Raw genomic sequence first — 20,363 nt, 5'->3', positions numbered from 1 at the left:
CTATACACCATTTTTACCTGTACTGCAAAACTATCCATATGGTTGTTTCTGTGAACTGGCCTTACAGATATATATACAGATTACAGTTTTTACAGATAGCGCCAAGGCGCAAAAAAGACAAAAACATCCCTGACTCTCACTCTCCGGGCAGCAGTCCCTTCGGCACGCTCAACACGTCACCCAACACGTTCATCGCCTCGCTCTTCTGCTCATCATCCACATGCATGTACAGGTCGTCCACCGCCAGCGACGAATGACCAATCACCTCCATGATCGTCTTCGTATCCGCATGAGCCTTACGAAGAATGGTCACCGCACTATGCCGCGTCTCATGGCCCTGATGCTCTTCAGGGTCCATGCCGCACTCCACCAGCAACTCCTTGAAATCCGCAGTATCCTCCTTGCCCGTCACCAACGACCCATCCTCATGACGAAACAGCAACCCATGCGGATTCGGCCACGCAGCCACATAATCCAAATACCGACGCATGACTTCCACCAATTCAGGCACCAACGGCACCGTGCGCGGCTTGTAGCTCTTAGGCAACTTCAACATCCACCGCCCCTCCAATTCACGGCACACGAAGCCACGAGGAATACCATGCCGACGATCAGGACAAGAACCACCCCGCTTGCGCCCACACGCCCAACGACCATCCTCACCCATGGAACCGCACCCATGCCGCCACGTGACCTCAGTCAACGCCCACCGCAAATCGTAATACGGGACAGGCGCATCCAAATGCAAATCCTCCGCCACGGCACCAAGAATCTCACCCTGTCGAGCACCCGTAAAAATCCTGAACCACATACGCGCCGCCTTGTCCAACGGCCACCGCGCCGACACCATGAGCATCATCTTCAACTCCGGCACGCTGAACGCACTCCGCGCATCCACCGACTGACTCCCGCGAGGCTGCTTCACCTTCACACCAGCCATGGGATTCACCATGATTACGCCATCATCCACCGCCAACCCGAAAATCTGCGACATGATATGCTGCGCATGCTTCCGCGTGGAAAACGACTTCTCCCCCCACAACCGTTCCAAAAGAAGACGAAGCGTCATGGGCGTAAACGAATCCACCCGATCCTGCCCGCACGCACCGTCAAGACGGCGGCAGATGACCCTATACCCCACCATGGTCTTCGGAGCCAGCTCCTTCTCCTTCAACTCCAGGAACATTTCAATATACTTGTGCAACACGGGCTTACGGCCACGCACCGAAACATGCCCCGTCTCCTGCAACTCCCTGCGCTTCCCGGACGCCTTCGCCAACACTTCACGCAGCGTCTTGGCTTCCACGACGACACCCTCGACTACTTTCTGCCGCCACACGGTCACCTCCCGCTCGGATACGGTACCGTCCCGATGCTTCACGACACGTTTGCGCACGATCTTCTTCGGCCGTGGCGCACCCTTCGGCGCCCTCGCCTTCTCCACCATTCCCAATGTCTCCTTGCCTCAAAAACATGGCACCCTTACGGCACCCTTACCAGATAACCATCATATACATGCTATCTACCACGTATACACCACGCAAACCGTTGGAATACCAACGTTTCTACGACACGAAGCCTCGCAGTCGCAACGATTCGACACGGAATGCGGTCCCTCATCAAACCGACGGTTGCGCCCTTCAGCTGTACCTGAGCCGGGTTCATCTTCAGGAAGTCGCAGCACTCCAGATTGCTGTTGCCGTCTTTGCGCAGGATCATGTTGGCGGCGGCGACGGCGAACATGTTGCTTTGCAACTCGTAGCCGTGCAACTGTTTCTTTTTGATGTTCCGTTTCTGCGCATCCGTGTCCGCAGCCGTCAGCATCCGGTGCATGGCGGCAATCAGGAACCCTGCCGTACCACATGTCGGATCAAGCACCGTGTCGTTGGGTTGGACATCCACTAAGTCGCACATCAGATCGCAAATGTGCCGCGGGGTGAGGATGATGCCCAGCGTTTGGCCGTCACCGCCTGAATAACTCATGAACTCGCCGTAGAAACGGCCGATGAAATCCTCACTGGTTTTCTGGTATTTGATATTGCGGAATACGTGCTCATACAGGAATTCCGTATAGAATTTCAACGGCGTTTTCGCCAGTGTATCGTTCACTTCGTTAAGACGGAAACTGGTTTGCAGGATGGAAAACTCCGCCAGCAGTTTATCCTTTTTCGCATCCGGGCCCACATTGGAACGGGTCAGGCGTGTTCTGATCGCATTCATCAGTTTGTCGCCGTCGCGGTTGCCGTCCACTTGGTCACCTGTCAGCGAGCCAAGGGAGAACCCGCCGAACTCTATCTCATCCAACGCCAGAAGGATGCCGGCGACCACCAAAGGCTTGTCTTGATCCTTCAACGTGCCATAGGTACGTAGATATTCATGCAGCTGGGCCGCATCCTTGAGGATCTGCTCTGTGGTCTTCTCGACATCGGTTGCTTCATTCAGTACATAACGAGTGTAGTATTCACCGATATTCTGCTTGGAGAACGATATGAATGATTCGATATCGGGTAGCATCTTGTAGCCCTCGCGATCATCCACCCATACCGGCGTAATCACATGGTGCTTCTCATCTCCGGACACCCCGATGGCGAACACCTTTTTGAACGGTGTGTGCTGTGCAATGTGCTTAGCGTAGAAGTAGGCACCATTTACGGCGTAATCCATCACCGCGTTCACACTTGTGTCAAGGATCCCCGAGTCGGTCATCTTGATTTGCCGATCTATTGAGGCTTTATCTTCAATGACAATGACGAAATCTCCGATGACGGCAGTGTATTCGGGGTATCCTACACGGCCGGTTCCACGTTTTGATGCGGTTTTGAGTGCTTCATCGATCTCTTTCACGTCGCTTCCCTGCGCATCGAAACGAATCCCGCAGTCCTTGAGCTGGTCGGCTACCCACAGATCGGTCTTGGGTTCCTTCTTCGCCATCAGCTGTTCACCTTCCCTCATTGTTCCCTGTCATGTGCTGTCATGGCGGCGTGAGCCGGCTGCCATGTTCTGCTCGATATATTCGTGCTTCTTCGCTTCACATATCTTGCGATGAAAAACACGGGGTGTCAATCCTTGCAACCCAAGGATAAACGACAATGCCGAACAAAGCGCAAAGCAATGCAGCCTATCCGCGTTGGTGCCGGTCTTCCAGCGTCTGTGGCGATCATTCGGTTCGTATTGTGTCTGGCAAGTCAGGCGAGGCGGTACAGGTCAAATCAACAGTTCAGCACTGCTATGGTTGTATGGCTGGCTCATGATGTTCCCCTTATGTATCAGAGGTGTATGGTTGGGTACGCTGCGGTGGGAAAGGTTTTTCTTCGAATCTGGCGAAACAATAACTTTTTAATGCAGTTCTTTTGTGTTTCCGGCTGGATTGTGGACGCAGTGACATCATGGGTTTCTTCACCGACATGCAGGTTTCTTCACTGACTTCTGACATAAGTCACCGAAGAAACATAAGTTTCTTCACCGACATTGCAAAGTCGGTGAAGGCTCCCAGCCCTACTACCGTAAGGGTTTTATGAAGTTTCTTCGGTGACGCACCGACTTTTAAGGTCTTTCTATAGGGGAGCCGATTCCAAGGGTTCCTTTATGAACCCACTGCGTCGGTGAAGATACTTGTTTTCGAAGCCCCTAACACCAATCGGCAGTAAGGTTGAGCACTCTTCACCGACATCGCTGCGTCGGTGAAGAGTGCCCTGTGGCCGTTGAAGCGTGCCTTTGGGGTGCGTACCGGGTTGTGGTGCGCGTTGATGGTAATTCCCGCACCCTGGTGGGTGAATAGTTTTTTGCATTGTTTCGGTTTTCCCTAGTTGCCCCTCCTCCCCCGTTGTGTGTGGTGGGTGGCGGCATAGCTGGCTGTGAGCCCCATACGGCAATAGGGGTTGATTCGTGGCAGCGTGAAGGAGCGAATGATGAGCAACCAGTACCGCAAACCCAAAGGAGCGCCGAACAGTGCGGGCGGCCAGTACGACAACAAACCCGACATGGGGTTGCGTGGCCTGCCCGACCTGGACCCGGTGAGCATGACCATCAGTGAACTGACGGCGACGATGCGTGAGAACGCGGTGCGGGAGCCGCGCGTGTGCAAGACGGAACAGGAGACGCTCCGGTTGCTTGCGCAGGCGGCCACGGTGCGTATCGAACCGTCCGGGTTCGTGTTGGAGGACGAGCATGGCGACGTGGTGTTCCGTGAGATCAATGACGGGCCCATGTTGGACAAAACGGTGATGCGTGGCGACAAGCGGGTGCGTGGCGCGGTGCGCGACGTGCTGCGGGGCCGTTTGGAGGGTGTGCCGGCCGCGGACCGGCGCCGCATGGTCAAGGCGGCGTGGCGGGCCGCGACCCCGTATGAGCGGCGCCATACCATTGATGCGAGCCCGTGGCGCCGGTATGTGCCGGCGACGAGCATCGCGAACAGTCTGCGCCGCCGCAAGGATGCGGACCGGGCGGCGCAGGTGTTGATCGATCTGCATTATGAGGATGCGGCCGCGGCGGCGAATGTGATCCGCAACGGGTACCCCGGACCCGATGATGCGCGCGCGGCGTGGAAGTTCATCAATTACACGAAGATCGAACGGTATGACAAGGATGTGGTCGACAAGGCCACCGGCAAGATCATGCACCATAAGGGCGATGCGGTCCGTGAAATGGGGTTGGTGAACAAGATGGTGCCCGGCACGCGCCGGTACGAGTTGGATGAGCATGGGCGGCGGGTGAAGGTGCCGGGGATGGTGAACAAGCCCGCGGCGAAGGGCATGGCGGCCCGTTCGTATCTGCGGATGATGTTCCAACCGACCAATGGTGTGCCGACGCGGGAGCAGACGCGGCAGATTGTGCGGGCGTTCCGTGAGTTGGATGATGCGCCGGATCTGCAGGCGCAGGCGTTCTGGGAGATGTGCTACGGCAACGGCAGCGTCCCCAATCCGCATGGTGATCTGCAGTTCGCGAAGGATCTGATCCGCATGCATGGCAAGGGCGCGGGCGTCGATCTGATCGATGGGGCGTCCGGGGCGTGTGGCGGCCAGGGCAACATGGCGCGTATGGCGGCGTATCACAAGGTGTTGTCCCCGGAGGCGGCCCGGTTGTTCTTGCAGATGGAGCCCGGGGATGCGCGGGTGGCGCATACGCGGCGGACGCGCCGGGTGCGCAACAAGGTGACGGGGGTCATGGAGGACCGGCTTCCGGCGCGGTTGACGGAGATGCGTTCGTTCATCCACGCGGTCTATGAGATCTGACCCTGTTTGACGCCCGATGCAACAACGTAAGGGGGTGGTTCACTTGGACCACCCCCTTACGTTGTTGGTTTGTTGTTTAGTTGCCGTGTTCCTCTTCGTCGAGTTCACGGTCGAGGTCGTCCGGTTCGATGTCCTCCTCGTTGATCCAGTGGACCTCGCGGATGTCAACGTGGTCGTCGAGTTCGATGCCGGTGTCGGTTTCCTGTGCGACGCCGGCGAGCAGGGCGAAGGTTTCGGCCTGCTCTCGGGTGGGCCATACGGTCGCGTCCTCTTCGTCCGCCACCCATTCGGGGTTGCGGCCGTCACCGTCGTCGTCGGCGAGCCATACCTCGTCCGCGGTGCGGACGATGCCGTAGTCGACGCCTCCGTGTTCGTTGGTTCGTGCCATGCGTGCTGTCCTTTCTATCGGGGTGTTTTTATTGTAAGGGTCATGCGCCGGGGCGCATGCTGGCCACGGCCGTGGCCATGGCAAGGGTGTGTGCGGCGTGCCGGGCGGCTTGCCCGATGCGCCCGTCCACCGGCATGCCGTCATCGGTGGGTTGGGTGAACCATGCGAGCAGGGCTCGGACCGTGTCGCGGGCGGCGGCGGTGTCCAACCATGCGAACAGGGGTTCGGGTTGTGGTGCGCCGTCGGCCAGTCCGGGGATGTCGGGTGCGGCGCCGGGCCCGTATGCGGTGCGGGCCGCGGCCCATGCTCCTTGGATGAGGCGGATGAGGCTTGCTGTGGTGGCATCGGGAACGCCGATGAGCGCTTGGCTCATGTCCTGGAGGCGCAACCATCCGTATCCGGCCATGTTGATGCCGTGCGCGCCCCATGTGGGGTCGTAGGGGTGTTGTTCCACGAACCGCATGTCCCCTGCCGGTGTGGCCGGCGTGGCGGGGGTGGGTGTGGGTTCCGCTGGTGTTGCCGGTTGCTCCTCTGTCACCGTTTCCGTGCCCGTTTTTGGTTCGGGTGTGGTGGCTGGTTCGGGTTCGGGTGGGGTGATGCCCCATTGGGCCAACGCGTCCCGCGCCCCGTCCATGCCCGCCCACGGGTCCACACCCATCACAGGGTCCGTCTCCTCGGCCTTGGGGTCGGGTGTGGGCTTTGGTGCGGGTTCGGGTGCGGTCGGTGCATTGGGGTGCGTGCCGCCCATCAGATCCATCAACATCGCCTCATCCATCATGCCCTCCTTGCCGACGCTCACCGGTTGTTGCTGCCCACCGGTATGCGTCCGCACCACCGGGAAGCGTGGATCGTCCGCCCGGATGGGTTGCTCGTGGGCTGCGCGTGCCGCTTTGCCGGTGAACGGGCCCGCCATGGGGCACACGTTCGCCAACGGGCACCACGCGCACAACGGGCCCGGCCGCAACGGTACCTGTTGCACCCGTGGCTCCAACACACGCATCATGTCGCGCGCCCCGTCCACATACGTGTGGCGTGCGGCGTTCATCAACCGCGCGTCCAGTTTGGCCGCCACATGCGTGCGGTGCTCCACATACACATCGCGTGCGCCCGTGATATGCACGCCCATCTGTTCGTATAGGTGCGCGTACAGGCGCAACTGGTTCGCGTGCGTGCGCGCCCCGTCCGCGTATTGGGGCACGCGTCCCGTCTTCCAATCGACCACCACGCCGGTGGCGTCCCGGTAATCGCCACGCCCGGTGAACCGGATCCCGTCCCACTCGCCGTGCAACGCCTCCTCCACACCCGCGGGGTGCAACGGCCCGTCCAACGCGTCCGTCAACCTGAAGCCTTGCAAGCGCCGTGCCGCGCACATGGCCCAATACGCATCGTCCGCCATGGCGCCGTTGGGCAGCACGATGCGTGGCGCCGGATCGTCACCCCATCCTTTGTCCCGGACCATCCGGCGTTCATGGTCGATCGCGTGCGAGCACAGCAACGCCCATTCGGGCTCCACGTCATTTGGATCGTGGCCTATGGCGAGTTCCAACGCGGTGTGCGCCAGACGGCCGCACACCAACGGGTCGTCGGCGCGCACCGGTTGGGGGATGAGTTTGCCCGCCAGCCATCGTGCGGGGCATTGCGCCCATGTGGTGATGGCCGTGTGGGAGAACGCGCGGGGCACGCGCACCGGTTGCTCCGGTACCGCATGCCCCGCGTGGAAACTGATCAATGGCGTCATACCATGCGTGATGCGTCCCGCCCCCACGCGTCATCCATCGCATGCCACAGGGGCGCGTAGGGCCGTCCTGAAATGACGGCCGCGTCCGAGGGCATGCGCAGGCTCGGGTTGAGCCGGTGCAGTTCGACACGGCTCAACGGGACCGTGAGGATACGCAGCCACGGGCGCGCCGCCAACAAGGCCCGCACCTTGGGTTCGGGCCACGTATGGCCTGGGCCGTTGGGTTCGGGCAATAGCCCGTGGTCGATGAGCCGGTCGATGAACATGGGCGGCACATGCAGCAGGTGCGCCAACCGGTCCTTGCCGAACAGGGTGGGTTGGGCCGTCATAGCAGCTCCTTGAGCACGCCCATGTCGAGTTGGGGCGCGTGTTGCGCGATCGTGGCGGCCACGTCCATTTCCTTGCCCGTCCATTTCGCCTCCCCGTCCCCTGTGAGCGCCTCGCAGATGCGGGCCATGGCGCGGATCTGCGCCGTTTGACGGTCGATGAGTTGGATGAGGGCGATGGTGCGGGTGATCTCGTTGGCGTCGTCATGCGCCGCCTGCAACGCCTTGGCCGCATCGCGCCATTTGCCGTCCAGCACCTGTTCGACCTGTTGGGCACGGTCCTGGCCGGCGAGCTGTTCCATGAGTGCGCCCAACTGCGGGTTGCCCGTCAACGTCCGGTCGCACTCGAGGATGCGGGTGATGTCCCGGCGCGTGATGCCGGAGGAGCGTTTGGCGCGCGATCGTGTGTGCGTGGGCTTGGCGTCGGCGCCCGTATCCTCCTCCACCGGTTCCGGCGCGCCCGCGTCCGTGGGGTCTGCCACGGTGTCCGGTTCGGGCATGGCGGGTGTGGCCGGTTCGGCCGTCGCGTCCGGGGTGGGGGTGTCATGGTCCCAGGAGGGGTTGAAGAACGACATTGCGGGGTCCTTTTCCGTTTCGGTTCTGTTGTCACAAGGGTGCTATGCGCGTAAAACACGGGGATGTGCGGGCGCATAGCCATAGGTCATGAGTGAACGTCCCATAGCATTCGTCACCGGCGGATCCGGTGGCCTGGGCAAAAGCGGCAACGCGCGCCAACTCGCCGCGTTGGCAGGCCGCCAACGCCTGCACACCGTTCTGGTGGACGGCAACCCGGGCCAGCAATCGCAACGCGCCTGGCACCGGTTGGACGCGGACAGGATGCTGGAGAACGCCCAATGGGACGATCTGAAACACGCGATGGTCATGCCCCGTGAACTGGGCCAACCGTATGCGCTGCTGCCCGGCCCCCTTGACCCGCGCGCCCCAGGGCTCATAGGGTTGTACGGGCGTGCGTTGATCGCGTTGAGCCGTGACCCGCACATCGACCTGATCGTCGTGGACGCCGACCGGATGGACCCGGCGCAATGGCGGTCCTCGCACACGTTCGCCGGTGGGGTCATCCGCCCGTTCATGCAGGCGGGCGCCGGGCGCATCCTGTTCCGCATAGGGCAGACGGGCAGCCAGTTGGGGGACGGGTTGAAGACATTGGATGCGGTGGGCATGCCGGAGTTGACGATCACGTGCGCGCAGCGCCCGGCACCCTGTCCAACCCCCGCCCGGACAAGGATTGGAAACGCATGCTGGACGGGTTGAGCCGGTTCGCGGGCACCGACCAATGGACGGCGCAATCATTGACCGGGCAGCAACCCGGCCAACCGCAAGGCACGCAATGCCCTGCATGGTTGGCGCGCCAAGCCCGGTTCGTGGGCGTGGATGCGAGCGCGGACACGGATACCAAGGGGGTGTCATGGTTACGCCGGATCCTCGCGTAGCGGCCCAGGCGTCCCGGTTGGCGTCCCAACGGCGTGCCCAACTGCTCATTGAGCTCAAACAATTGGCCGACACGGGCCATGGGGACCAATGCATCCCTGTATTGGTGGACCGGGCGGCCCATGATCCGGCCGTGTGCGCGTTGCATGTGTGGCTGGTGGACCAGGCGGTGTTCGGCGCGGGCCGTGCCCTGGCTTGCCGGCATATCCAGACCGCGGCCCGTTGGACGGGGTGTGTGTTGAAACACAGTCCGGCACGCACCACGGTGGGTTGGTTGTTGGACGACCGCACCCATGGGGCGCGCCTGTTGGCGTGGCTGGCGGCGATCGCCACTGGTTCGGGGTGGAAACCCGAACCCCCTGACCCGTACCATGGTTAGTCCGCCAACAGGCGGGCCGTCATGGTGCCCAACCGCACCCACACGTCCCACTCGAACACCTGGTCGGTTTGCGCGGTGTGTTCCACCAGTTGGCGCAATTGGCGCAACCGTTGCGCCCCCGGCCGCCCGGTGGTTTGCGTGGGCCAATACTCGATCGCCAATTGTTCCCACACGCTTCCCGGTTCGTACAGCCTGGGCAGCAAACTGGCGCGTACGCTGGGCAGGGGCGCGCATACCAGTGCGCATGCGGGCAACGGGTCCAACACGTCCAATGACGTGTCCCACATGCCGGCCGCACGCATGCTGTCACGCACCACGCCCGCATCCCCCTTGTGCTGCAACCGGCGCCACCATTTGGGCCCGGGGCCGCCCACGGGGCGGGGCACGCGCAACCCGGGGTGTTCGTCGAAGATGCCGCACAAGGGGTGGCCTATGAGCACGTTCTCGCTGTTCGCATCGTCGAAGACGGGATTGTACCCGTCCTCGCTTTCCCATGTGCTGGCCGGCAGGGTGTGCCCGTGCAGGATGCGCCGTGGGTTCGCCTTCGCCATTGCCACCGTCAGGCGGCGCACCCACCCGCACACGCTCGTGTTCAACGTGGGATCCCACAGGTTGTGTTTGTTCCAGTTCGCGGAGTGGGATACGATTTCACGGCCGACGATCTTCTCCGTGATCCGGGGTTTGATGTACTCGATCATGCGTTCCGCCTGACCGGGGTCGGGGAACAAACGCCTGATCTCCCCCTCCACCAAGGGCGTCGCCTCCACCAGTGCGGCCACCTGCATGCGCTGCTGGCTGCCCCATGCGCACGCGTCCGCATCCCAGTGCATGGCCCGCACCTGCGCGTCCAACCGGTCTCGTTGCTGTGACGTCATCATTCCCATGGTTCGGCGGATGCGTCACACGCCGTGGCCCCCGTCGAACCATGGGACAGCGACCGTCAGGGCGGGCAACGCGGTGTTGTCCCGGCCGGTGGTGCGCACGCACATCACATGCTCACCCAACGCGCGGATCTGACTGGGGTCCACATTCAACGCGGCCGCCATGATCTGCGCGCTCGACGGGGCCAGTTGCGCGTAACAGCCGATGGTGCGCAACCCCAGCAGGCAACTCATCAACCGTTCGCCTATCTGTTCGGGGTACTGGGTGCCCGCGCACAATTCCGCCCCATACGCGCGCCCACGCGACCGCAGCCATTCGACCGCGGCGACATTGCCACCCTCATCGCGTCCGTCGGCGCCGGTGATCTCCGTGAGCTCGTCGACGAACACGCGCACACGCCGCCCCCGCTCCTGCCAACCCATGCACGACTCGCCTATCTGCAACCGCAACCCCTGGAACAGGAGCGCGTTGACCAAGCGGCGCGCGTCCTCGCCCATGGCGGCAACGCCGGGGCGGGCGGGGTCGCCGGTGTTGATGGCCAATTGCACCCCATGCGCCAACAACCGTTCCCAGGTGACCGTACGCCGGCTTGGGTCGGTGAGTTGGGGCGCGCCGGCCAACAGGCCCATTTTGTTCATGGGTGCGTTGAGCAATTGGAACAACTGGCCGTCCGACACGGCCGGCCGTCCCGAGCGTTCGTTGACGCCGCCATGGAGGCGTTCGACCGTCTCCCTGGCCTCATCATCGTCCAACGCGCACGCCATGGCGCGCGCCAGGGCACGGCCTGCGCGAGCCCCATGGCCGAACAGCAACGTGAACGCGCCATCCACCCATGTGGCGGGCACGGCGACGCCTTGGCTGGCGCACACTTGGGCGAACCGCGGCGCGTCCAGGGCGCGCAACGTCAACGCCACGCTGTCGGTCAACTGCAAGCGGCTTTTGGGGCCGATCTGCTGGTCGCCCAACGCGCCGTGCATCAGGTTCGCGAACCGTTGGGCCCGCACCCACGCGTCCCCCTCACCGAGCAGACTGATCATCGGCGTGCGCGCATCCGCCAGGTCCATGAACCGCATGCGCGGGTTCAACCGGTGCAATATGGGGAAACTGTCCACGCCCTTCGCCTCGAACACCACGACCGAATCATCCGGGTTGCTGTGCGCGCACGCCCATTGCTGTATGCCGTGCATGCTGTTCGATTTGCCGCCGCCGGGTTTGCCCAACAACGCGATCCCGTCCCACATGACCGCCGCCGGCATGCGCACCGGCTGCCCGTCGACCGCCACCCCCAACAAGGGCCCGTCCGCGTCCTGGAGTTCGGGCGGGCAGTGCGACAGGGCCGATTGGACGCCACGTTCACGCGCCAAGGGCGCCGCCAACGCCATCAACGTGCCCGGCGGCACTGGGAACGTGGAGCGTTCATACGCATACGCCTTCGCCCGCCGCCCGCGCCGGCGGCCACCGTCGTCGCCGGCGGAGCGGGATTTGAAATCACTGGTCTCCATGCGCCGGGTGCGCGCATGTGGCCACCACCAATGCCGGGGCCGTTGCCACACGGGCGCGTCCGCCGGCATGCGCACCATGCGCGCCACCGCCGCCACCACCAGGGGTGCGCTCACCGCCAACGGCCACCATGCGCCCCACAGCACGCACGCCAGGGCCGCCAACAGGCACAGGATGGCACTGGTCAGGAGGAGCGCGAACCCGGGGCGGGAGCGGTGCGCCGCCACACCCGGGGTGACGCCCAACCCCAACGCGGTGCCGGCCCGGCGCGCCTCACGGACCGCGTCCGCGCCACGCGGCATGCCCGCCACCACACGGCACGCGCCCACACCCGTCTCCTGCAACCGGTTCTGATCGGGCGCCATGTTGAACTCATCCGCCAGCCAGTTCTTCGCCCGCCGGGTCTCCCACACACCTTGCCGGCGCACATTGACCGCGACCACACCCCCATCCGCCGGATCGAACCGCGACTCGTGCGCATCCACCCCCGTATCCCGGGCCGTACGCGCCAACGTCGCGGACGTGGGGAACACCGCATGCGCCCACACCAGCCGCCGCTCCAACACCTCCGGGGCGCCATCCAGGGGGCAGGCGCGCGCATGGCACGCGTCCGCCACCAACCGCACCACCTGCCCGTCCACCCCATCGGGCAGACACACCCACCGGCGTGTCCGGTCGGCCAACAACACCATTCCATCATCACGGTGCACCAACAGGCGCCACCACGAGTCCCACCCGGGCCGGTCCGCCAAACCCAACGCGGCCGCCGCCTTGCGCGCACGGTTCACATACGCGGCCGCATCCTCCGCCGGCACCCCCGGCAACGCCTCAAGCTCATACCACATACCCCTCTGCTATGCCGCTGACGCATCACCGGCCAACAACCAACCAACCCCTGAAAGGAACATTCCATGAAAGTCCTCGTGGAGGGCGCGGAACTGGCACGCGCCGCACAACACGTCTCCCGGGTCCTGGACAAACTCGACCCCGACCACACCCACATCACCCTGACCGCCGAACACGACACGGTGACCCTGACCGCGAACAGCCGCAGCCAATGGGCCCGCACCCGCCTGGACGCGGACGTGCTCGAACCGGGCACCGTCATCGTCTCCGGCTTCTGGTTCACCGCGCTCGCCGGACAGAACGGCCCGGGCGAAACCGTGATCGAAACCCGCACGGATGCGCGCGGCGAATGGCTGCACACCGTCAACGGACGCACCCGCGCCCGCATGCGCCTGATGCCCGGCGCGGCCGAAAACGAATGGCCAGACATGCAAGGCATGGAACTGGCATTGCCCGACGGGACGCTGCCACGCCTGATCAACGCCGTCACCCACTGCGCGTCCCGCAACCAGTCACGCCCCCTGCTCACCGGCGTGCACATCCACGGCGACGGCGACCATGTGGTCTTCGAGGCGACGGACCGGTACCGGGCGGCCCGCGCCCAAGTGGACGCCCCCGGCTTCACCGGCAGCGTGGTTGTGCCGGCCGAATGGCTCAAACGCGTCGGACGGGACGCCACCAGCCTGCACATCGGCTCCCATCTCGTCATGGCCTCCAACCGTGTGGACGAGGACATGACGGTCGTCTTGGACGGCCAATACCCCGACATCGCCCGCATCATCCCCAACACGGAGGACGAGTACCCGCTGGTGGTGCACGCCGGACGCGACGAACTGTTGGCGGCCGTCAAATACCTGCGCGCCCTGGACATGGACAACCGCGACACCCTGCCCGTGGACATGACGGTCACCAACGGCGAGGTCGTATGCACCCAGGCCGCCAGCGCGGACAGTGTGGGACAGGTCACATTGGACGGCACCAGCGTGGACGGCGCAATGGACGGGATGCTGCGCCTCAACGCGCAATTCCTGGCCGACATCACCGCCTCATGGCCCCACGGGACGGTCGACCTGCGGGTGCGGGACGCGCTCAAACCCGTCCTGTTCACCCAAGGCGACAACGACAACGACGAAGACGATGGGGCGCGTTTGCAGTGGCGCCAGGTGCTGGTGCCCATCCGCCAATAACACCCTCACCTCATGCCCCAGAAGGGGGCCGGCTCCCACCTATCGGGCGCCGGCCCCCTTCTTTTCACATTTCCGCGCTCGCGTTGCCGTCCGGTGTGGACGGTTGCGCCGGTTGCACGGGTTGTGTGGGTTGGGTTGGTTGTGCGGGCGTGTACTGGGGTGTGTACTGGGGTGTGTACTGCGGCGTGTACTGGGGTGCGGCGGGCGCCGTGTACTGCGGGCCCGCCCCCCGCGTTTGCGCCTCGGCCTGACGGGCCTCCTCCTGCCGGCGCCGCTCCTCCTCGGCTTGCCGTTTCGCCTCCGCCTCCTTTTTCCTGCGTTCCTCCTCCTGTTTTTTCCTCTCCGCCTCCCGCTTGGCGCGGTTGGCGGCGTCCTCCTGTTGCGCCCTGGCACGCAACCCACGCAACGTGTCCTGACGGGACTGCAACGCGTCCAACGTGCCCACCGGCAACCCGTCATACCCCTTGAGCGCCGACAACGTATCCTTGCCGGCCAACGGCCAATCCCTGACCGCCTGCGCGGCCTGCGTGCGCATCGCCTCCCATTGGGTTGCGATCTGCTCACTGACGCGCTTGTCCAGACTGTTGGTGCGCGCCCGCAATCGGCTGGTGTGCGCCTCCGCATCCGCCGGACAGGTGCGTTCGGGACTGCTGCCCGCGTTCAACCGCAACCGTTTCGCCCGCGCCACGCTCGCATCCCATTGCGCCAACTGCTGCGCGTATTGCGCGCACTGGGCCTCACGACGCCGCCCCTCCCCGGCGGTCTGGTGCGCATGCAACGCGAACACCAGGGCCGCCACCATGAGGATCGCCACGAACACGGCTGCGGCAATGATCAACGGCCGGTATGACCGGGTGCGCCCGCCCCCATCATCATCGTCCGCGCAAGCGGCCACATCCATCGCATCGGCACCGGCGCCGGCAACCACCGTATCTCCTATGGGGGCCGTGGATTGCCCATCATCCTCGTCATCGTCCCAGTCAAGGTCCAGGCTGACGCCACGCGAACCGATCTGGGCGATCCAATCATCATCATCCGCCGGCAACGGTTCATCCCCGTCCGAGGCCGGGTCACACGGGTGCGCTTGCATGGCGGAGGCTGGTGCGGCGGCCACGCCGTCCGTGCCAACTGTTGGAGGCTCGTCCCATGGGGTGTCGTCGGGACCGGCGATGTCATCGCCAGCCAACCCATCCCCCCGCATGGCGCCCGCATCGTCCACGGGTTCACCGTCCGCACCCCAATCCCACTGATCGGCGTCCTGTCCGCCCGCTGTGACTGGTGCGGGGTGTGTCTGCGGCCCGGTGCTGCCGGTTTGTTCCCCGGTGGCCTGCATGTCCTGTGGGGGCGTGCCGGAATCCTGTTCGTCTTGCTCTGGGGCGTCCCACAACGCATCCCAGTCCCCATCATCCACCGTGGCCACGCCGCCGCCCGTGTCAGTGGCCTGCACGGGCCCGTCCCGGTCCACCGGCTGCACCGACGCCGGCGTCTCGCCTTCCGGTTCGGATTGCCCCGCCGTGGCCATGGCCGTTTCCGGATCGGTCCACAGGCTCTCCCAATCATCCTCACCCGGCCCGGACGATGCAACCGTCCGGGTGGTATGGTCCGGGCCACCAGGTTCTCCCGCAGGCGCGGCCTCGGGGGCGGTATGCCCCTCGCCCGCATTGCCCGCCGGGCTCGCCGCACCCGTAGGCATGGACGGTGCGGCCGGTGCGGGGGCACTGGACGCGGGGGGTGTGGCCGCGTGCTCGAACTTCGGTTTGAATGGCATGCCACACCCCTATGCGACCACACCCAACCGAAAAAAATACCCATCGAAAAAACCGTCCACACGACGGGAATTATCCGGCTCCCCTCCCCGCTCCCGGCCTGCCGCCCGTCAACGCGCCTGCACCGGCCACAGGGGTGTCTTCACCGACGCAGCGATGTCGGTGAAGACACCTCAACCCTACTGCCGATTGGTGTTCAGGGCCTTGAAACCAATTTTCTTCACCGACGCAGCGACCTTGTAAAGGAACCCTTGGAATCGGCTCCCCTATAGAAAGACCTTAAAAGTCGGTGCATCACCGAAGAAAGTTCATAAAACCATTACGGCAGTAGGGTTGGGAGCCTTCACCGACTTTGCAATGTCGGTGAAGAAACATAAGTATCTTCACCGACATTGCCAGTGCGGTCGGTGAAGACACCTGCATGTCGGTGAAGAAAGTTGCGATGTCACTGCATCGCCAACCACACCGGAAAACAAAAAGAAACATATTGCGCATCGTATTGTTTTCGGCGTGGCCATGGGAATAAACCATCCTCCCCCGCTTTGGGGCGGTTGGGTAGCCGGGGTGGTGGTCCTTGTGACGCATAGGGGGTACCGCAAGACGCGACACCGTAGGATGCGGGGAGGATGAGGCACATGTGCACCTACCAAGAGGAACAGGACATGCAACGCTGGAGGTTCCGCGTACGCCCCGGCATGCCACGCAACGTGCAGAAGATCTACAACGAAATGAGCATTGTCGACTACGACGCCGGCGAATGGACCTTCATCGACGACCACAACGACCCCGTGCGCGTACCCACCCGCAACGACGGCAAACCCTACTTCGCCATCGGCTACGCGCGCGCCCTGTGGGATCTGCGCAACCGCAACCTCGCCTTGGAACTGCAACCGGACGACACCGGCACCGTCCTGTTCCGCCGTGACATCGACACCGAAACGGACGAGAACGGACAGGTGCGCCGGTTGCACACATGGCACGCGATCTCCGCCATCGCGGACGAGTACCGGGTGCCACGGGCGGAACGCAACAACGAGTGGGAGAACCTGTTCATCCAGGAATGCCGGCGGCTGCAAACCCGCGACGGGCACCCATGGCGCGTCGTGCACGGCATCCGCTTCGACGACCGCGCCTACTGGCGTGAGGACGACGGCAAAGGCCACCAGCACCTGCATGAGATCCTCGACGCCAACGACTCGTTGATGCAAATGCCGTTCGAACTCAACCTCGAACACGCATGGGACGACCATCTCGCCGACGTGGGAGACCGCATCATCGCCGATCTGACCGCGGACGCGAACAGCCGGCACAACATGATGCTGCTGCCCGCCAGCCCGTTCCTGCAACCCTACAAGCATCTGACGTTCGTCCTGGCCGGTGACGGCGGCAACGGCAAAGGCCTGTTCTTCAGCGCGTTCACGAAACACAACCGGCAGACCCAACGCCTGTCCGCCACCATCGACACGGAGAAACTCGTCGGCGGCGGCCGCCTGTCGGGCACATCGGTCGAACAGGAACCGGTCAAGCTCGTGGGCAAACTGTGGGCGTTCGATGAGGACGCCAGCGGATTGGACACCCACCAGACGGACCGGTTGAAGCGCCTGTCCACCGGCGACACGATCTCGGGGCGTGTGCTGGGCTCGGACGTGATCAGCTTCAACCCGCGTGCCGTGTTGTGCATCGCCACGAACCTTGATTTCGTGACGAACATGGACGCGAGCATGAAACGCCGCTTCGCGTTCATCCGCATGAAGGACAACCGCAGCGCCGACAGTCCTGAAATGGTGTACCTGCGCACGTTCGTCGCCACGGTGGGCGCATGGGGGTTCATCATGGCGTCCTGCCGCTATTGGCAGCAGCATCCGGACGGCAAGGCGTTGACCGTGCAGATCGGCCGGCCTGAGAACCTGTCGGAGGCGGAGGAATGGATCGTGGCGGAACTGGTGGAGCGTGGTTTCGCGGACAACACCAGTAACCCGTTCCGCCCCTCCAGCCATGCGACGCATGACATCTGCCAGAAGCTGGGGTTGAAGACGGCGAGGCGGCGCAACAAGAGCGTGCTCATGGTCAACATGGACGATGAGGAGGCGCGCGCCAGGTTCCAACCGTATGCCGCGTATGTGCGTGACAAGATCGAACAGGACGGGCACGCGGTCCCCCCGGAAGCGTTGCGCCGCCAACCGGACAAGCGCAACCCGGACGAGTATGGCTTCGTATGTGATTACACGCCGGCGGGCGCCGACAAGGTCGCGCGCAACTGGCAGAAGCTCGCGTTGGACCCGGGTGTGGACACCAGTAGGGTGCCGCAGGGTGTCAATGCGTGGGCGGCGGTCCCTGCCGAGGGGTATGCGGTGTTGGATTTCGACGTGCCGGACGATCCGGGCGCGCAAACCGGGTGGGCCGTGATGAGCGATGAGGTCGGCGCGTACGGGTCGATGGCGTTCCCCGCCACGTTCGTGGCCCGCACCCCCGGCATGGGCGCGCATGCGTATTACCGTCTGCCCAAGGGTGTGGTGTTGCGCAACACGGCGCACCCGAAGACGGACCGGTTCCCCGATGGGTTGCCCATTGATGTGCGCACGGCCCGCAAGGGGTATGTCATCGCCCCCGGCAGCACCATCCGCAAGGGCTCGTATCTGGTGGCGGACGCGCATGAGGTTGTGGAGATGAGCGCGGAAATGGTCGCCTGGTTGGATGAACACGGGTATGTGGAGCATCCCGAAGCGGACGCGGAAACCGATGTGATGGTGGACTCTGATGGCGTCATCGCCGGTCCCGCGAACACCCCGGCCCCGGCGGGGCGCCGTGGTGGTGTGGATCCGTTGGGTGGCTTCTACCGTTCGCCCCAAACGCAGCCGCGCCCGGAGGGTGGCAACCGTGGGGAGACGATGCGGTTGAATGTGCCGGCGCAATCCAAGGGCGCCACGCATGACGCGATCCGGGATTGGTCGTATGGGCTGATCCATCACGCCGCGGAGGAACGGTTCAGCCAACCGGAGGTGGATGCGTTGGTGGAACGGATCAAACGCGGTGTGCGTGTTGGCCATGACCGGCATGATACGGCGTTGGTGTTGGCCGGCGCGTTGAAACAGGCGGGGTTGAGCACCCGCGTGCCGTTGGAGTGAACAGGTTGAGGGAGGTTGGCAATGGTGCAGGGTGAACCGATCGACCCGGTGGTGTGGGACGTGTGGTGTGCCGTCGTGGAGTACGAGACGGGGGCGCGCCACGGGTTCACGGCCCGTGTCGCCCGGTTGGATGCGTGGGGTGTGGTGGAGGCCAACGCCCGTTCGTTGCAGTTGGCGTTGGCGGTCTACCGGTGGCTGTTGGCCCGGTTCGCGATGACCGCACCCGACCGTGTCGCCGGGTGGCGCCAGCGCGTGCTGGAGTGCGAGGGCGCGCTACGGTTCCAAACCATGGACGCGTGAACCGTGCGGGACCAACCCCCGCCCGGTTTCCGGTCAGGTGTTCAGGAACAGTGCGCGCCCCATGTCCGACAGCGAGTACCGTATGGGTTTGGAACCATGCGTTTGCAGCAATCCGGCATCCGTCAGCGCGTCGAGCGCGTTCACGGTCTTGCGTTCGCCTATGTCCAACGCCTCCCGAAGGAGCCTGCGGGTCACGGGCACGCGCATCCCGTCGAACAGCTCCTCCTGGATCAGGAAGAACAGGATGCCCGCTTGCAGTCCGGGCATCCCCTCTTGTTGGCGGTATGACGTCAACGCGGTTTCCGCTGCCGACAACAGGGCTTGTTTCTCCGTCAATTGCGCGATGATGGCCTCCTGCGCTTCGGACACGAACCGGACCATGCGTTGGCAGAACATGGTCACGTCCGAGCAGTTCAACGGATGCTGGGCGTCATCGAATGCCTTGTAATACTGTGTCTTGTGGTCGGCGATGATGGTGCTGACGCTGAGCGCCGTCGGTGCGGATAGGTGCTTGCTCAGTTGCAGTGCGAACAGGAACCGTCCCGTCCTGCCGTTGCCGTCGTAGAACGGGTGGATGTGCTCGAAGGCATAATGGCACATGGCGGCCCTGAGCAATGGCGGGATGTCCCGGTCACGCATCAAGGCCAGCCATTGCGTCAACTGCACTTGGATGGTGGATTCGGGCCAGGCCCCATCATGCAGTTTGCGTCCGGTGCTCTCATCCCAGACCGCGATGGTGTCCTTGCGGAACAGCTGCCCGTCGGGGGTGTCCTTGTCCTCCAGTTCCCCGTCCATGACCTGATCGTATATGCGGCGGATGCCCTCAAGGGTGGAAGGCAGTTCCAGCCGTTCGGGACCGGGGTCGGACAGGCCGAGGAACAGCTTGGCGAATTCACTCCAACGTGTATGTCCGCCATTGGTGCTGGCGGCCTGCAATGCCTCGCTGATCTCCTTGCGTGTGGTGTGCACGCCCTCGATGGTGTTGGTGCTTTGCACTTCGGTGCCGATGAGGTCCATGAGGTATGCGTGGCACGCGATGGGCGGCAGGCTGCGCCACAGCGCCTCCACCTGATTTTCCAAGTCGCGTACCTTATCCATATCGCGGCCGAGTTGCGCGGACAATATAGCGAACATTTCGTATCCGTCCAGCACAAGCCCTGAACGGTATGTGGACCAGCCGTTGATCCGTGTATCGTATTCCTGTTGCGCGGCTTGTTTTGGGGGAATGGTCGCGGAGCCCATGGCA

Annotated in this window: 16 protein-coding genes; 6 read left to right on the top strand and 10 right to left on the bottom strand. The window is 63.7% G+C overall.

Annotation, left to right across the window (positions count from 1 at the left end; genetic code table 11):
• Window positions 1-136 precede the first annotated feature (136 nt).
• Window positions 137-1,447 carry a tyrosine-type recombinase/integrase gene (locus BCUN_RS02830; RefSeq protein ID WP_033515379.1) on the bottom strand — a complete coding sequence of 437 codons (1,311 nt, stop codon included), beginning with the start codon at window positions 1,445-1,447 and terminating at the stop codon, window positions 137-139.
• Window positions 1,448-1,518: 71 nt separating this feature from the next.
• On the bottom strand, window positions 1,519-2,931 hold the full coding sequence (locus tag BCUN_RS02825) for an HsdM family class I SAM-dependent methyltransferase (protein ID WP_238552292.1): 1,413 nt from the start codon (window positions 2,929-2,931) through the stop codon (window positions 1,519-1,521).
• 974 nt (window positions 2,932-3,905) lie between these two features.
• Between BCUN_RS02825 and BCUN_RS02820 the strand changes: the two genes are divergently transcribed.
• Window positions 3,906-5,231: a hypothetical protein gene (locus tag BCUN_RS02820; RefSeq protein WP_051920569.1), complete on the top strand. Its 1,326-nt coding sequence runs from the start codon at window positions 3,906-3,908 to the stop codon at window positions 5,229-5,231.
• Between the two features lie 76 nt (window positions 5,232-5,307).
• Here the strand turns inward: BCUN_RS02820 and BCUN_RS12140 are convergent, their stop codons facing one another.
• From BCUN_RS12140 to BCUN_RS02800, 4 genes are read right to left on the bottom strand one after another with little or no spacing between them, the layout of a single operon-like run.
• Window positions 5,308-5,619 (bottom strand): hypothetical protein, encoded by a 312-nt coding sequence (locus BCUN_RS12140; RefSeq protein ID WP_051920567.1) that lies wholly within the window; start codon window positions 5,617-5,619, stop codon window positions 5,308-5,310.
• Between the two features lie 40 nt (window positions 5,620-5,659).
• Window positions 5,660-7,357, bottom strand: coding sequence for a RecB family exonuclease (locus tag BCUN_RS02810; protein ID WP_081895486.1), 1,698 nt, complete (start codon window positions 7,355-7,357; stop codon window positions 5,660-5,662).
• Complete coding sequence (locus BCUN_RS02805) at window positions 7,354-7,686, bottom strand: hypothetical protein (protein ID WP_033515381.1); 333 nt, start codon at window positions 7,684-7,686, stop codon at window positions 7,354-7,356. Before BCUN_RS02805 ends, BCUN_RS02810 begins: the two co-directional genes overlap by 4 nt.
• Window positions 7,683-8,258 (bottom strand): hypothetical protein, encoded by a 576-nt coding sequence (locus tag BCUN_RS02800; RefSeq protein ID WP_033515383.1) that lies wholly within the window; start codon window positions 8,256-8,258, stop codon window positions 7,683-7,685. The genes BCUN_RS02805 and BCUN_RS02800 overlap by 4 nt, the downstream gene beginning before the upstream one ends.
• 88 nt (window positions 8,259-8,346) lie before the next feature.
• Between BCUN_RS02800 and BCUN_RS02795 the strand changes: the two genes are divergently transcribed.
• Window positions 8,347-8,955 carry a hypothetical protein gene (locus tag BCUN_RS02795; protein ID WP_051920564.1) on the top strand — a complete coding sequence of 203 codons (609 nt, stop codon included), beginning with the start codon at window positions 8,347-8,349 and terminating at the stop codon, window positions 8,953-8,955.
• 154 nt (window positions 8,956-9,109) lie between these two features.
• Window positions 9,110-9,511 carry a hypothetical protein gene (locus BCUN_RS02790; protein ID WP_033515385.1) on the top strand — a complete coding sequence of 134 codons (402 nt, stop codon included), beginning with the start codon at window positions 9,110-9,112 and terminating at the stop codon, window positions 9,509-9,511.
• Here BCUN_RS02790 and BCUN_RS02785 read toward each other — a convergent pair.
• Complete coding sequence (locus BCUN_RS02785; RefSeq protein ID WP_152598044.1) at window positions 9,508-10,386, bottom strand: hypothetical protein; 879 nt, start codon at window positions 10,384-10,386, stop codon at window positions 9,508-9,510. The two genes, BCUN_RS02790 and BCUN_RS02785, sit on opposite strands and share 4 nt — an antisense overlap.
• Before the next feature lie 24 nt (window positions 10,387-10,410).
• The gene (locus BCUN_RS12135; RefSeq protein WP_033515389.1) at window positions 10,411-12,738 is read right to left on the bottom strand and encodes a hypothetical protein; all 2,328 of its coding nucleotides are present in this window, start codon (window positions 12,736-12,738) and stop codon (window positions 10,411-10,413) included.
• A gap of 66 nt (window positions 12,739-12,804) precedes the next feature.
• Here BCUN_RS12135 and BCUN_RS02775 point away from each other — a divergent pair, with 66 nt between their 5' ends.
• Window positions 12,805-13,926 carry a DNA polymerase III subunit beta gene (locus BCUN_RS02775; protein ID WP_033515391.1) on the top strand — a complete coding sequence of 374 codons (1,122 nt, stop codon included), beginning with the start codon at window positions 12,805-12,807 and terminating at the stop codon, window positions 13,924-13,926.
• A 64-nt stretch (window positions 13,927-13,990) separates the two neighbouring features.
• Here BCUN_RS02775 and BCUN_RS02770 read toward each other — a convergent pair whose 3' ends face one another.
• Window positions 13,991-15,694, bottom strand: coding sequence for a hypothetical protein (locus tag BCUN_RS02770; RefSeq protein WP_152598045.1), 1,704 nt, complete (start codon window positions 15,692-15,694; stop codon window positions 13,991-13,993).
• Window positions 15,695-16,327: 633 nt separating this feature from the next.
• Here BCUN_RS02770 and BCUN_RS02765 point away from each other — a divergent pair.
• Window positions 16,328-18,817: a bifunctional DNA primase/polymerase gene (locus BCUN_RS02765; RefSeq protein ID WP_033515395.1), complete on the top strand. Its 2,490-nt coding sequence runs from the start codon at window positions 16,328-16,330 to the stop codon at window positions 18,815-18,817.
• Between the two features lie 21 nt (window positions 18,818-18,838).
• Window positions 18,839-19,117 carry a hypothetical protein gene (locus BCUN_RS02760; protein ID WP_033515397.1) on the top strand — a complete coding sequence of 93 codons (279 nt, stop codon included), beginning with the start codon at window positions 18,839-18,841 and terminating at the stop codon, window positions 19,115-19,117.
• A 33-nt stretch (window positions 19,118-19,150) separates the two neighbouring features.
• Here the strand turns inward: BCUN_RS02760 and BCUN_RS02755 are convergent, their stop codons facing one another.
• Window positions 19,151-20,197 carry a Fic family protein gene (locus BCUN_RS02755; protein WP_238552291.1) on the bottom strand — a complete coding sequence of 349 codons (1,047 nt, stop codon included), beginning with the start codon at window positions 20,195-20,197 and terminating at the stop codon, window positions 19,151-19,153.
• Window positions 20,198-20,363: the final 166 nt, after the last annotated feature.

The organism is Bifidobacterium cuniculi, assembly GCF_000741575.1.
Lineage (GTDB): Bacteria > Actinomycetota > Actinomycetes > Actinomycetales > Bifidobacteriaceae > Bifidobacterium > Bifidobacterium cuniculi.
Note: the sequence above shows the minus strand (reverse complement) of the source record. Positions and strands in the feature narration are given on the sequence as shown.